Here is a 14,528-nt window from a genome sequence, read left to right on the forward strand (position 1 = left end):
GCGCGAGGCATGCTCGCTCACTACATAATCTGGAGTCACAGTTGGATAGGGCTCAGTCATTTTTATTGGGGAAACGCCGCAGATCCAGGGTCATAGGGAATTCGTCATTGATCACAACACTCGGTACGGTGAGCTTCCCAGGCGTGTGGCCGAGACGGAAAAACCGCGCCATGCGCCGGCTCTCAGCCTCATTGGCGTTCACCGGTAAGCTGTCGTAATTGCGCCCGCCCGGATGCGCGACGTGGTACTGGCAACCGCCCAACGAGCGTTGCATCCAAGTGTCCAGTAGGTCGAACACCAGCGGCGCATGGACCGGGATAGTCGGCTGCAAACAGTTGGCCGGTTGCCAGGCGCGGTAACGCACGCCAGCGACAAACTCGCCGACTCGCCCGGTCGGTTGCAGCGGCACTGGGATGCCATTGCAGGTCAACAGGTAGCGTTGCGGTGGCAACCCGCTCAACTTCACTTGCAGACGCTCCAGGGACGAATCCACATAGCGTACCGTGCCGCCCACTGCGCCCTCTTCGCCCAGTACATGCCAAGGTTCCAGGGCCTGGCGCAGTTCCAGTTCGATACCGCTGACGGCATAGTCGCCGACCTTGGGGAAACGGAACCCCAAATGCGCGGCGAACCATTCGGCACGCAGTGGGTAGCCGGCGGCGTTGAGTTCGACGATCACATCGGCAAAGTCCTGCTCGATAAAGTGCGGCAGCAAAAAGCGGTCATGCAACTCGGTGCCCCAGCGCGCCAGTTTCGGCGGTGCGTAAGGCTCACGCCAGAACCGCGCCACCAGCGCCCGCAGCAGCAGTTGCTGAGTCAAACTCATGCGCGCGTGGGGCGGCATTTCAAAGGCGCGCAGCTCCAACAGGCCCAGGCGGCCGGTGGCGCCGTCGGGCGAGTAAAGCTTGTCGACGCAGAATTCGGCGCGGTGAGTGTTGCCCGTCACGTCGATCAGCAGGTTGCGCAGCAGGCGGTCCACCAGCCAGGGCGGGCACTCCTCGCCGGGCTCGGGCATTTGCGCGAAAGCGATTTCCAGCTCATACAGCGCGTCGTTACGCGCCTCATCCACTCGCGGCGCCTGGGACGTCGGGCCGATAAACAAGCCAGAAAACAGGTAGGACAGTGACGGGTGGTTATGCCAGTAGCTGATCAGGCTGCGCAGCAAATCGGGACGACGCAGAAACGGTGAATCCTTGGGCGTCGCGCCCCCGAGCACAAAGTGGTTACCACCACCGGTGCCAGTGTGGCGCCCGTCGATCATGAATTTTTCGGTGGTCAGGCGGGTCTGTCGCGCCTCTTCGTAGAGAAACTCGGTGCGCTCGACCAACTCATCCCACGTGGCGGACGGCTGCACGTTGACCTCAATCACACCCGGATCCGGCGTCACCCGGAAGTTGCTCAGGCGCATATCGAACGGCGGTTCGTAGCCTTCCAACAGCACCGGGCAGTGCAGCTCTTCAGCAGTCGCTTCGATGGCGGCAACCAGTTCCAGGTAATCCTCGACGCGCTCCAGCGGCGGCATGAACAGGTACAGGCGCCCTTCCCGTGCTTCGGCGCACAGTGCGGTGCGGGTCAGCCAGTCAGCGGACTCGTCGACCTCGGGCACTCGCTCATCGCTCGGCGCTGCTTCGCCGTGGCTTTGCAGTTGGGCACTGGTTGGCAGTTCCGGCTGATCCTGATTAGGGTCGGTGGGGTGCACGAACGGATACTCCGCCGCCGTCACCCAAGGCTGCGAGGCCAACGGCAGGCGATAGCCAAGCGGTGAATCCCCCGGTACCAGGCGGCAGTGGTTATCGCGCAGGTACCAACGCCCACTTTGCCAGCGGTCATTCGCGGCCGTACGTGCCAGCGGCAGCACCTGGCCGATGACTTTATCCAGGCCCTGGCTGAACACTTTGCGCAGGCGTTCGCGCTCTAGGTCGTCGCTCAAGCGCGGGTCCTGGGCGGTGACGTTCTGAGGCAACGCACCTTCGCGCCACAGGTAGTAAAAATTGTCTTCGAAGGCCGGGAATACAAAACGCGCCGGCAACTTGAGGCGTTCGGCAACACTGGCCAGGAAGCGCCCGGCCAGCACGCCATCGGCACCGTAGTCCTCTTGCTCATCGGCAATCAGTGCACTGTTGTGCCAGATCGGCACGCCGTCGCGGCGCCAGTAACAGTTGAGCGACCAGCGCGGCAGTTGCTCGCCGGGGTACCACTTGCCCTGGCCGAAGTGCACCAGGCCCTTGGGCGCGTAGTGCTTGCGCATGCGCTGGAACAGCTCGGCGGACAAGCGGCGTTTGTCGGGGCCAAGGGCCGCGGTGTTCCACTCGGCGCCGTCGGGGTCGTCGATGGACACAAAGGTCGGCTCACCGCCCATGGTCAGGCGCACGTCGTCCTTGAGCAGGTCGCCGTCGATCTGCCGGCCCAGGGCCTGGATCGCCAGCCACTGCTCTTCGGTGTAGGGCTTGGTGACCCGTGGCGCTTCCCAGATGCGCTCCACCGACATTTCGTGGGTAAATTCGCACTCGCAGGGTTCCACCAGCCCACTAATCGGCGCGGCGGACGATGGATCAGGACTACAGGCCAACGGGATATGCCCTTCACCGGCAAACAATCCGGAGGTTGCATCCAGCCCGATCCAGCCGGCGCCGGGCAAATACACTTCGCACCAGGCATGCAGGTCGGTGAAGTCCACCTCAGTGCCGGACGGGCCATCCAGGGCTTTGACGTCGGCGGTCAGCTGGATCAGATAGCCGGACACAAACCGCGCCGCCAGCCCCAGATTGCGCAGCAACTGCACCAACAACCACGCCGAGTCGCGGCAGGAGCCGGAGGCGTTTTCCAGGGTGAACTCCGGGGTTTGCACGCCAGGTTCCATGCGGATCAGGTAACCGATATCGGTGGCCAAACGCTGATTGAGCCCCACCAAGAAGTCCACGGCGGGCAGTGGCGTGCGGTCGATGCCGGCCAGGTAGGCGGCAAACTTCGGCGTCAGCGGCAGGGTTTCCAGGTACGGCGCCAGCTCGCGCTGCTCATCGGCGGCGTAGCTGAAGGGGATTTTTTCGGCGTAGGGTTCGAGAAAGAAGTCGAACGGATTAAAGACTGCCATCTCAGCGACCAGGTCAACTTCGATCCGCAGCTCATCGGTCTTTTCCGGGAATACCAGGCGCGCCAGGTAATTGCCCTGGGGGTCTTGCTGCCAATTGATGAAGTGCTGCTCGGGCAGCACTTTCAGTGCGTAGGACAAAATCCGCGTGCGGCTATGGGCCGCCGGACGTAAGCGCACGATCTGTGGCCCGAGTTCGACGGCACGGTCGTAGCGGTAATGCGTAACGTGGTGCAACGCGACATGAATCGACACGGCGGCCTCCTGCGAGCCAGGGCATGAACACAACGCGCGCAAGACTTATGCCAGAGCGGCAGCCATTGCGCTTTATCGTAAGACCCGGTGCAGTACAGCACCAAAACGGCGCCATCGTAGGTGCCGTGGTGCGAGGGTTGCACATATTTGTGGCGAGCGTGTGCAAACAGGTGGCGAATCTACCCAGTCAGCCGCGCTTACCCTTCGCGATCACCGCCTGGCGCAGGTGGCGTATTTCGAAGAGCTTTTGGCGCATTTCACGATGGCGCTTGCTGTTAAGCAGCAATAACCCCAGCAACGGAAACAGCACGGCCGAGCCATAGACCCAGCCATTGAGGCCGTATTGAATCATCGGCAGTACGAACAATAGGCAGGCGCCCAAATACCCCGCGACGAGCCGCGTCGCCCAGGGATACCCGCGCGCAATCATGACATTGCCAAAAACCAGCACCGCCACCAGCACCAGGATGGCGCCTCCCGAATAGCTGGACTTGAGGGCAGGATCGACACCGCGCAGATACGTCACGCCGGCCATGGACACCGCAGCCGAACCGGAGAAGATCGCCATGAAAATAGTGCCCATGAACACCGGGAAATATCGGGCCAGAAATCCGCCCATATCGGGAAAGCCGTTCATTCCGTCAGATCCTCGTACAGGCCGATAGCAATAGTTTCGGCCGTGCCCACGTGGCCGGTTCGATGGCTGCCCCAGATCCCCAACAGCCCCCCGATGGCATCCTTGAGCTGAGTCAGCGTGGCATGCCGGATTTCGGTGGAGCTGTAGCTCTTGGTCAACGTGCCGGCGCGCTGCTGCAATTTAAGCAACTTGGGGGTCAGGCTGGGGTCTTTCAGGCTCAGCAGTTCTTTGGTCAGCTTCTTGCGTTCCTGGCGGCTCAGGCCCTTGAGCAACTCGTACCAACTTTTGCCCAACGCAGCTGCTTTGTTGGCCTTGAGCAACCGAATCGTGGTCAAGGCACCTGTTCCGATACCCACCAACGAAGCCGCATCGAGAAGGGGGGAAACGGCGCCGTACCATGCGGCGTCATCCATGCGGTCGTTGGCATCCGGATCAAGCACTTCGTTATAAGTGCGCGCCACACCAAACCCGCATTGAGCGCTGCTGGCCAATGCCGCCGTGATGCCAATGCCGACCACAAACGCGCTGGCACCGGCGGTGAACGGCACCGCGACGCTGCCGCTGAATACCACGATCCAACCGATCACCGCGGCGCTACAGGAAAGGCCCATGTCAAACGCTTCCTTCTGGAGGCGCCCTTCCCGGGGATCGGTCTTCACCTGCTCCACAAACTGTGCGGGCGAGATGTACTTCTGCGCCTCGCGCAAGATGATGCGCTTGGGTTTGATGCTGCAGATCGGCTTGAATTCGCGCAGGGTGATGACGTTGAAGTCGGCGTCGATGTACACAACGCCCGCGCCGACGATGCCGGGGTCGGCGTCGATGGCAGCGAACAGGCGCGGTAGGTTGATCTGGCTTTCGATGCGCTGGCGCGCCATGAACTGCGAACGGTTGAAGTCCATGCCGATGCCGGCCAGGGGGTTGCCCATGGGGTGTTCTTCCTTGAAGGGGTGGAGACCGAACTGACGCTATCGGGGGCAAGCCCCTCCCACATGTGATGTGTGAATACATTCAAAATGTGGGAGGGGGCTTGCCCCCGATAGCGATTTAATGGGCGCCACCTTAACAAACAGACTCCCCACCGCCTAGAAAGCAAAACGCCAGCACGAGGCTGGCGTTTTACATAGTCAAGCGGCGATCAACGCGGCACAACCGGCTTACGCGCGGGCTTGCCGCCCTTGCCCTTGGCCGCATCGCTGCGCTCTTTGGCCGCCTGTTTGTTACGTGCCTGGGCCGCGGCCTTGGCTTGCTCACGCTTGTCCCACGGGTTGCTGCCATCGCTGCCACGAGGCGGCAGGCCAGTATGCTGGGTGAGGATCTTGGTGGTGGTTTCCTTGGCGACCTTATGGCTGCCGACCGGCGTCGAATTCTTGCGACGGGCGCTCTGGTAGCTGTCGGTGCTCGGCTGGTGCAGCGGGATCAGTTGGTCCTTGCCCGGCCCGATCAGGTCGGCACGGCCCATGCGGGTCAACGCTTCACGCAGCATCGGCCAGCCTTTCGGGTCGTGATAGCGAAGGAATGCTTTGTGCAGACGGCGCTGCTCCTCGCTCTTGACGATGGTCACCGCGTCGCTCTTGTAGGTGACCTTGCGCAGCGGGTTCTTGCCCGAATGGTACATCGCGGTGGCAGTGGCCATCGGCGACGGATAGAACGCCTGCACCTGGTCGGCACGGAAGCCGTTGCCCTTGAGCCACAGGGCCAGGTTCATCATGTCTTCATCGGTGGTGCCTGGGTGGGCGGCGATGAAGTACGGGATCAGGTACTGCTCCTTGCCCGCTTCCTTGGTGTACTTCTCGAACATGCGCTTGAACTTGTCATAGCTGCCGATGCCCGGTTTCATCATCTGGTTGAGCGGACCTTCCTCGGTGTGTTCCGGGGCGATCTTGAGGTAGCCACCGACGTGGTGCGTTACCAACTCTTTCACATATTCCGGCGACTCGACCGCGAGGTCGTAGCGCAGGCCGGAAGCGATCAAAATCTTCTTCACACCCGGCAAGGCTCGGGCGCTGCGATACAGCTGGATCAACGACGAATGGTCGGTGTTCAGGTTCGGGCAGATACCAGGGAACACGCACGACGGCTTGCGGCACGCGGATTCGATTTCCGGGCTCTTGCAGGCGATGCGGTACATGTTCGCGGTCGGGCCGCCGAGGTCGGAGATCACGCCGGTAAAACCAGGCACCTTGTCGCGGATCTCTTCGATCTCGCGGATGATCGACTCTTCGGAACGGTTCTGGATGATGCGGCCTTCGTGCTCGGTGATTGAGCAGAAGGTGCAGCCGCCGAAGCAGCCACGCATGATGTTCACCGAGAAGCGGATCATGTCGTAGGCCGGGATTTTTTCCTTGCCATACGCCGGGTGCGGGACGCGTGCGTACGGCATGCCGAACACGTAGTCCATTTCTTCGGTGGTCATCGGGATGGGAGGCGGATTGAACCATACGTCCACTTCACCGTGCTTCTGCACCAGGGCGCGGGCGTTGCCTGGGTTGGTTTCCAGGTGCAACACGCGGTTAGCGTGGGCATAGAGCACCGCGTCACCACGGACTTTTTCCACCGATGGCAGGCGGATCACGGTCTTGTCGCGGGTCATGCGCGGGCTGGCCAGGATCTGCACGACCTTGGCTTCTTCCGGGTCATCAACCGGACCCTTTTCCTGCTCGATGGCGCAGGCCTGGGTGTCCTGGGTGTTGACGTACGGGTTGATGATCTTGTCGACCTTGCCCGGACGGTCGATGCGGGTGGAGTCCACCTCGTACCAGCCTTCGGGCGTGTCACGGCGAATGAACGCGGTGCCGCGCACATCGGTTATGTCTTCGATCTTGTGACCCCACGACAGGCGCTGGGCGACTTCGACGATGGCCCGCTCGGCGTTGCCGTACAGCAGGATATCGGCGGTGGCGTCGATCAGGATCGAGTTGCGCACACGGTCCTGCCAGTAGTCGTAGTGGGCGATGCGGCGCAGGGAGGCTTCGATGCCGCCGAGTACGATCGGCACGTTCTTGTACGCTTCCTTGCAACGCTGGCTGTACACCAGGCTCGCACGGTCCGGGCGTTTGCCGGCCATGCCGCCTGGAGTGTAGGCGTCGTCGGAACGGATTTTCTTGTCCGCGGTGTAGCGGTTGATCATCGAGTCCATGTTGCCGGCCGCGACGCCGAAGAACAGGTTCGGCTCGCCGAGCTTCATGAAGTCGTCTTTGGACTGCCAGTTCGGCTGGGCAATGATCCCGACGCGGAAGCCTTGGGACTCCAGCAGCCGGCCGATGATGGCCATGCCGAACGACGGGTGATCCACGTAGGCATCACCAGTGACAATGATGATGTCGCAGGAATCCCAGCCAAGCTGATCCATCTCCTCCCTGCTCATGGGCAGGAATGGCGCAGGACCGAAACATTCGGCCCAGTACTTGGGATAGTCAAATAACGGCTTGGCTGTTTGCATGACGGTGACCGGTGTTGAGATGAAAAATCGCGGGCGCGGAATATAGCACAAATTTTGACCAATTCCGACGGTAATGGTCGGCTTTTAAACCGGCGATCTGCCGCTTCCGTATTCACCCCAGTTAATCAAGCACATACGGGGCTATTCCACTAACTCATCGGCAAAAACATCCTCGATAGGCTGGTTTCAATCAACCACAGCCCCTGGTGGCCCAGCCCATGAATACACGCCCCACCCCACCACCACGCCGCCCTCTCCTGACGGCACATCACGCGATGATAGGGCCTCAGTTGCCGTCCTGGCTGCGTCAGGCACCCGCCTCGCAGCTCAAGGATTTTCGCGACTGCCTGATCAACAGCAACCTGGCCCGGCACGACCTCAAAGCGCTGCTGGGCGAGATCCAAAGCCCTGAAGACTTTGCCCGCCCCCGCTTGCGCGCGGCACTGACTGCGCAGTTTTTCACGCTGATTGCCGACGAAAACGCGATCCTAGTGCGCGAATGGAAAAACCATCACCTGCTCGGGCTGATAAAAACCCATGCCAGAACCACTCGGCAGACGCTGCTAGAGGCGGCCCTGCAGAACTTCGAAGCCTCTGAAGCGCAAGAAGGCGGCATGGAAACCGGCACGGCAATTTATAACGTCACGGCAACCGGCGAGGTATCCAGTTCGATCACTGGCCCGGCATTCGCCAAGTTCTGCCGCAATCTGGACCTGGGCGGCCAATACCTTGCACATATCTTCAGCGCGCTTGAGCCGTCGTCGAGCTCCGCCTCGGGGCGCACGCCGCAAGAGGTGCGAAGGGTGTTTCGCGCTCAGGTGCAGCATGCCTTTGGGGTCGCGATACATATCGCTTATATGAACCGCCGCCTCACCGCCAAGCAGCATCTGCAACTGAACAGTCTGTACCGGTCGGGGTCACCCCCGGATATGCAGTGCCATCACCTGACGATCAACGAGGTGGTATTGCCGGGCGTGCTGGTGATTGAGGCGCCAAAGATCGGCCTCCCGTTCATCCTCTACACGCCCGACGATCCAAGCGCTGCGCTACGTCCGCACGCGAGCCTAGCCGAACTCAAGCGCAAGCTGGCCGAACGGCTGCTGGATGAAAACTACCGCGCCGTCTTCGAGCGGCTGGTGCCCTTGCAGCACCAGGGCAGCCTGCTGGACGCAACGCCGGAGCAATCCGGCTCAGACAATATCGAAATGGGAGGACGGATCTACACCGAGCCGGCCCATCTGAACCTTCCTGTGGACCTCACCGCATGCAGCGCAGATGTGTTCCTGTCCATCGCCGAGCACACCATCGCGCAGATCAAGAGTGATGCCCAAACCCTCGCGGCACTCACCGCAAACGTCGACGTGCTGAGCCGGCAAAAGCGTCTGCAGGGCTATATCGATGCGGGCAAATCCCTGCTGTTCTTTGCAGCGTCGTTCATTCCGATTGTGGGCGAAGTGCTGCTGGTGGTCAGCGCCGCCCAGTTGATCGACACGATTTACGAGGGGTTCTCCGCCTGGAGCCGCGGCGACAGTGACGAGGCGCTCAACGATCTGCTGGATGTGGCGGACAATCTCGCCCTCGCCGCTGCAACCGCCGGCGCGATCAAGACCGCAGGTTTCACCGCCGGCTTGATAAAAGTCCGAGTGCGCAACAAAGGCTGGCGCCTGTGGCACTCGGACCTCACGCCGTACCGTCATCCCGACGGGCTGCCGGAACATCTGGTTGCCGACAGCCAAGGCTTGTATCAGCACGGGCAACAGCAGTTCCTGAAGCTGGATGATCACGCCCACGCCGTACGCCGTACCGCTGAGGGCAAGCAATGGGAACTGGCGCACCCGACTGACCCACACGCCTATTCACCACCGCTGCTTAGTAACCAAGCGGGCGGCTGGCGCCATCTGCACGAAACGCCCGGCGAGTGGGAGGACATTCAGCTCATTAAGCGTCTGGGCCCGGATGCGACGCAGATCAAGCAAGCGGCGGTGGAGCCGATCCTGTTGCTCTGCGGCGTGGATAAGGCGGCGCTGCGTCAGATCCATCAAGAGATGGTGCGCCCACCGCCATTGCTGCTAGATACCCTCAACCACTTCAATCTGGAACAAGAAATCAATGACTTCGACCTGAGTCGCGCCGAGGGCATGACGCTCAGCCCGCATTCGCCGCAGATTCAATTCCACCTCCTCACGTCACTGGCGCAATGGCCCGCCAACCGCGTGCTGAAAATTGTCGATGAACAACAGCAGGAGGTGCTGAGCCATGGCACCGGTACAGCCGAAACCCGTATAGACGCGGCGCGTTTCCGGCGTGGCGAGTTGCTGCACGCACTGCAAGAGCAACTGCCCCAAGACGAATTCAACGCGCTGCTGCCACCGGTGTATATCGACTACTTCACCAAAGTCGAAAACCTGGCGCGGACCTTGGAAGAGCAAGCCGTGGGGCAAAAGCAGCGGCTGTTTACCTTACTCACCGCGCCGAATGAAAAACTGATGTCTCCGACCGAAAAGAGCCTTCACACCGCCGCGCCGACACTCTCCAAACGCCACCTTGAAGACATGCAAGGTACACTCTCGCAATCCGAGCGCCAGCAGCTGGAGGGGCTAACAACCTTACCGAACGCACAGCGCTGGGAAGCCGAGCAATACGCCCAGACCCAACAGGCAACGCGTTTGGGTGAAAGTATTTTTCTTGAATGCCTACGCAGCCGTGAGAGCGTGCCACTTGTTCTGCACACCCTGGAGCGCATCCCTGGCTGGCCGAAGGCGCGCCTGATCGAAGTACATGACGTAAGCCACGGCGGCCCGTTGCTGGGTCGGATCGGCACCGCGGAGGTCACAGCCCGCGATGTGTTGATTCGCCAAGGCGAGCTTTACGCCCTCCACAATGACAAAAGTGCGCCCATGCCTTTGCTCGGGGCTATCGAGCGCATGCTGCCGGAGTCAGAGCGCAGCGTAATCCTGCAACGCTCAGGAGCCGATTCGCTCGAGCAGGCGCTTTATAAAACCGGCTTGTCGGTGATGAACGAAGGCCCGCCACCCATTCGCACCCGAGTCGCCTCCGCACAGACATCAAGCGCAGTCGGCTTACCCTTAGACCCCTTATTCAGCGACCCCTCGCCGCCGTTGGGCCTGACACAACGCGCAGACGGCATTCATCAAGCTCCCCCGCTGGCCAACGGCAACTATCGCTATTACATCCAGGACAACCAGAAATATTACCAAGTCAAATACGACACCATGGGATGGCGCCTGCTCGATGCCCGCAGCCGCTTTCGTGCCTATCAGCCCTACCTGCGCCAGAAAACCGAGGGCGGCTGGGAAATTGATCAGGCCAAAGGCGCATTGCTCGGCGGCAAGGACTCACCTGTACGGCTGGAGGAAGGCATGGAATCCGGTGAGGAGTTTGAGTCGGCCGAATCGGTTAGTTTGAGCAGCGACTACGAGTCAGCCGAAGAGGGCGTGGTGAGGGCGCACTATTCTGCAACCGAGCTTAGCCAAATGCGCACCCACCGCGGCTACCAGTACAGCCAGAACTACCGGCGCATCTACGACCGCGCCAACAACGGCCGATACCCGTTGCGCGACACACTGGGCCGGCCTATGCGAATCCGGCAGATACAGAGCCACGGCAAATCGTTGACCACAGAAGCCGTCTTCGCCGCCAGCGAATTGCACCCCTACATTCGGTGGCAAGGTTACGAAAATGTGGCCCGCCTGTATGAAGACAAGCTTGAGGTCACCTCCTTCACCGCAGCTCATCAGAAGTGTGCACAGGAAGCGTCGCTGATTGGCGAGGCCACAGTCGTCACCCGCCGCGCCCTGAAAAAAGGTCAAGCATTGGGCGTCTACGGTGGAGAACTCTTGCCGCTATACGTCGCCAGGGCAAGGCAGGATCCTTACCTGATGCCGATCAAAAACCTCAGGCCTACTACCCCGCACGCCGTGAATATGCAATTGGTGCTCTCGGGAGACAACGCGCTCTCAAGGATAAACACGATTTTCGAGTACGAAGGCGAATTGCCGATCCGGCAGGCGAGCGTGGGCTATAACGTTGAGGCCGCGCAATTTCGTATCCAGGCGCAAGTGGACGACAACACACAGGAACAACTGATACTCACGGGTCTGTTCGCCAGCGAGGACATAGCCGCCGGCGCCGAATTACGCTGGAACTACCAGTACGACGAATCTACCATCCGGGAGCTGTTTCCTCGCCCTTAGTACGGTTACTCATCTTCGAAGTTGTAACTGCCCGGCGCCAGGTTTTCGAAGCGGGTGTATTTGCCGATAAAGGCCAGACGCGTGGTCCCAATCGGGCCGTTACGCTGCTTACCGATGATGATTTCAGCGATGCCTTTATGCTCGGTTTCCGGGTGATACACCTCGTCCCGGTAAACGAACATGATCACGTCAGCATCCTGCTCGATCGCTCCAGACTCCCGCAAGTCGGAGTTGATCGGGCGCTTGTTCGGGCGTTGCTCCAGGGAGCGGTTGAGCTGCGACAGGGCAACCACCGGGCAGTTGAATTCTTTGGCCAGGGCTTTCAACGAGCGAGAAATCTCGGAAATTTCGTTGGTACGGCTGTCGCCGCTGGAGCCTGGGATCTGCATCAATTGCAGGTAGTCGATCATGATCAGGGCGATATCGCCGTGCTCGCGCACGAGACGTCGGGTACGCGCGCGCATTTCCGACGGGCTGATGCCCGCTGTGTCATCGATAAACAGCTTGCGGTCGTTGAGCAGGTTGACCGCCGAGGTCAGGCGCGGCCAATCATCATCTTCCAGGCGACCGGCACGCACTTTGGTCTGATCAATGCGGCCCAGGGACGACAACATACGCATGATCAGCGATTCACCTGGCATCTCCAGGGAGTAGACCAGTACCGCCTTGTCGCTGCGCAACACAGCGTTTTCCACCAGGTTCATGGCGAAAGTAGTTTTACCCATGGACGGACGGCCGGCGACGATGATCAAGTCAGCTGGCTGCAGGCCGCTGGTCATACCATCCAGATCGGTATAGCCGGTGGACAGGCCGGTGATGGCGTTGTCTGTGTTGAACAGGGTATCGATACGGTCGATGGCTTTGGTCAGCAGGTCGTTGACGCTGACCGGGCCGCCGGTTTTCGGCCGGGCCTCGGCGATCTGAAAGATCTGCCGTTCGGCCTCGTCAAGAATCTCTTCAGCGGTACGGCCTTCCGGGTTGAAAGCACTGTCGGCGATCTCGGTGGCGATACCGATCAACTGGCGCAACGTGGCCCGTGCACGAACAATCTGCGCATAGGCCTTGATGTTGGCGACCGATGGCGTGTTCTTCGCCAGCTCACCCAAGTAACCCAGGCCGCCCACTTGGGAGGTCTGGCCCTCCTTGTCCAATTGCTCGGCCAGGGTCACTACGTCGATCGGCGAGTTCTGGTCGGCCAGCTTGGCGATGGCACGGAAGATCAGGCGATGGTCATGACGGTAGAAATCGCCATCCGAGACTTGATCCAGCACGCGTTCCCAGGCGTTGTTGTCCAGCATCAAACCACCGAGCACGGCCTGTTCGGCCTCGATGGAATGCGGCGGCACCTTCAGGGCAGCGGTTTGCAGATCGTATTGCTCAGGAGCTGAAATATCGTTCATGGCCACTTGGAATTTGGGGTTTGTAGAAAAACAAAAGGCACGACCTGTAAACAGGATCGTGCCCGATGTTAACCGTCCGGCACACGAGGTGCCAGCCAGTTAGGTGCTGCTTAAGCTGCTACCACGACAACGCGTACGGTGGCTTCAACTTCAGCGTGCAGGTGCACGGCTACGTCGAATTCGCCTACGTTGCGGATGGTGCCGTTCGGCAGACGAACTTCGCTCTTCTGCACTTCAACGCCGGAGGCGGTCAGTGCATCAGCGATGTCGTGGGTGCCGATCGAACCGAACAGCTTGCCTTCGTCACCGGCGGTGGCAGTGATAGTCACTTCCAGCTCAGCCAGTTGGGCAGCGCGAGTTTCGGCCGAAGCTTTTTTGTCTGCTGCTGCTTTTTCCAGCTCAGCACGACGCTCTTCAAACGCAGCCAGGTTGGCAGCGGTTGCAGCGGTGGCTTTGCCGTATGGCAGCAGGTAGTTACGACCGTAACCGGCCTTAACGTTCACTTTGTCGCCCAGGTTGCCCAGGTTGGCGACTTTTTCCAGAAGGATCAGTTGCATGTGAAAATCCTCTAACTTTTAACCTTCACCGTTCGCGTTATCGGCGTCTTTCGGCGCAGAACGTCCGCGAAAATCAATCAGGCTGTCGACAATGGCCAAGACCACGAGTAACGGACCAATCAAGTGCATAAGCGGCAAGACAGTGACGTAAAACCCCACCAGCCAAAAACTGGCCAATTTTTTCTGCGCAACCAGCCCATGAATCAAGGACAGGCCAGCGAAGAACAGCGGTACACCGCACAACGGCAACAAGATCAAGGTATGCCAACCGATAAACGGAGCGACACACATGACGGCCAGCAGTGACAGCGCAACGCGCTTGGGGATTCGGATTGCGCGAAACTCGCTTCCGAAACCTCCGGGGTTATACAACAACGCTTGCCAGTAGCGCCCAAGAATCAGGCACAACACACTAAAGATCTGCACCGAAACCGACGTTGAAATGATCAACAGCGGGACTGTCAACGAAGCGAGAACTGCTTTCTGGTCCGCCGAGAACTTCTCGTAAGACTCACCCATCACCAGCGGCAAAACGTGTTGAAACGTCTGCGCCAATGACTCGATGAAAGAACCGAATACGGTCCCCAGGCTCACTGCACACAACAACCCCACGGCCGTGCTGACCAGCAGCACACGATTCCAGGAATGACCGGCGCGCAAAACCAACGCCAGACTACAACTCCCAAACAGCACAAGAAGCGCTGTCGGGTCTTGCAGGAAATGCCAGCTCACCAACACTGACAACAACCCTAGACCCAGGACGCTCAAAGCGTCCGAACCGCGCCGCAGAAGCACAAGGCAACCTGCAGCAGCACTCAACCAAAACAACATCGGCAACACTGCACATCCAGCCACTACCAGAGTGGCCTGCACACGACCGCGCATGATGAACTCAGCTAAGGCGCGCATGCATTCAATCCCTTACTACTTGTCGA

General features: G+C 60.2%; 8 protein-coding genes. 1 reads left to right on the plus strand and 7 read right to left on the minus strand.

All coding sequences use genetic code 11. The features are described 5' to 3' along the window. Positions 1-52: 52 nt before the first annotated feature. The 4 genes from CKW32_RS22645 to CKW32_RS22660 form a co-directional block, all read right to left on the minus strand. Positions 53-3,343 carry a DUF2126 domain-containing protein gene (locus CKW32_RS22645; protein WP_095186061.1) on the minus strand — a complete coding sequence of 1,097 codons (3,291 nt, stop codon included), beginning with the start codon at positions 3,341-3,343 and terminating at the stop codon, positions 53-55. A 187-nt stretch (positions 3,344-3,530) separates the two neighbouring features. Next, on the minus strand, positions 3,531-3,980 hold the full coding sequence (locus CKW32_RS22650) for a hypothetical protein (RefSeq protein WP_095186062.1): 450 nt from the start codon (positions 3,978-3,980) through the stop codon (positions 3,531-3,533). Next, on the minus strand, positions 3,977-4,909 hold the full coding sequence (locus CKW32_RS22655) for an NAD synthetase (protein ID WP_032890506.1): 933 nt from the start codon (positions 4,907-4,909) through the stop codon (positions 3,977-3,979). Before CKW32_RS22655 ends, CKW32_RS22650 begins: the two co-directional genes overlap by 4 nt. 209 nt (positions 4,910-5,118) lie before the next feature. Next, positions 5,119-7,422 carry a YgiQ family radical SAM protein gene (locus tag CKW32_RS22660; protein WP_032890504.1) on the minus strand — a complete coding sequence of 768 codons (2,304 nt, stop codon included), beginning with the start codon at positions 7,420-7,422 and terminating at the stop codon, positions 5,119-5,121. A gap of 206 nt (positions 7,423-7,628) precedes the next feature. On the opposite strand from CKW32_RS22660, the gene CKW32_RS22665 reads away from it, so the two are divergent. Continuing rightward, positions 7,629-11,636, plus strand: coding sequence for a dermonecrotic toxin domain-containing protein (locus CKW32_RS22665; RefSeq protein ID WP_256585354.1), 4,008 nt, complete (start codon positions 7,629-7,631; stop codon positions 11,634-11,636). 5 nt (positions 11,637-11,641) lie between these two features. Here the strand turns inward: CKW32_RS22665 and dnaB are convergent, their stop codons facing one another. The 3 genes from dnaB to CKW32_RS22680 form a co-directional block, all read right to left on the minus strand. Continuing rightward, entirely contained in the window at positions 11,642-13,036 is a 1,395-nt protein-coding gene (dnaB, locus tag CKW32_RS22670; protein WP_003217484.1) for a replicative DNA helicase, read from the minus strand. Between the two features lie 110 nt (positions 13,037-13,146). Continuing rightward, complete coding sequence (gene rplI, locus CKW32_RS22675) at positions 13,147-13,593, minus strand: 50S ribosomal protein L9 (protein WP_003171376.1); 447 nt, start codon at positions 13,591-13,593, stop codon at positions 13,147-13,149. A gap of 18 nt (positions 13,594-13,611) precedes the next feature. After that, a complete protein-coding gene (locus CKW32_RS22680) occupies positions 13,612-14,502 on the minus strand; it encodes a hypothetical protein (RefSeq protein WP_032890500.1) in 891 nt (296 codons plus the stop codon). Positions 14,503-14,528: the final 26 nt, after the last annotated feature.

Origin of the sequence: Pseudomonas sp. Irchel 3H9 (genome assembly GCF_900187495.1) — a bacterium.
Lineage (GTDB): Bacteria > Pseudomonadota > Gammaproteobacteria > Pseudomonadales > Pseudomonadaceae > Aquipseudomonas > Aquipseudomonas sivasensis.

Excerpts from the sequence above, each read along its gene's own strand:
- CKW32_RS22650 (WP_095186062.1), bottom strand. The coding sequence starts at position 3,980 with ATGAACGGCTTTCCCGATATGGGCGGATTTCTGGCCCGATATTTCCCG.
- CKW32_RS22680 (WP_032890500.1), bottom strand. The coding sequence starts at position 14,502 with ATGCGCGCCTTAGCTGAGTTCATCATGCGCGGTCGTGTGCAGGCCACT.
- CKW32_RS22660 (WP_032890504.1), bottom strand. The coding sequence starts at position 7,422 with ATGCAAACAGCCAAGCCGTTATTTGACTATCCCAAGTACTGGGCCGAA.
- CKW32_RS22655 (WP_032890506.1), bottom strand. The coding sequence starts at position 4,909 with ATGGGCAACCCCCTGGCCGGCATCGGCATGGACTTCAACCGTTCGCAG.
- dnaB (WP_003217484.1), bottom strand. The coding sequence starts at position 13,036 with ATGAACGATATTTCAGCTCCTGAGCAATACGATCTGCAAACCGCTGCC.
- rplI (WP_003171376.1), bottom strand. The coding sequence starts at position 13,593 with ATGCAACTGATCCTTCTGGAAAAAGTCGCCAACCTGGGCAACCTGGGC.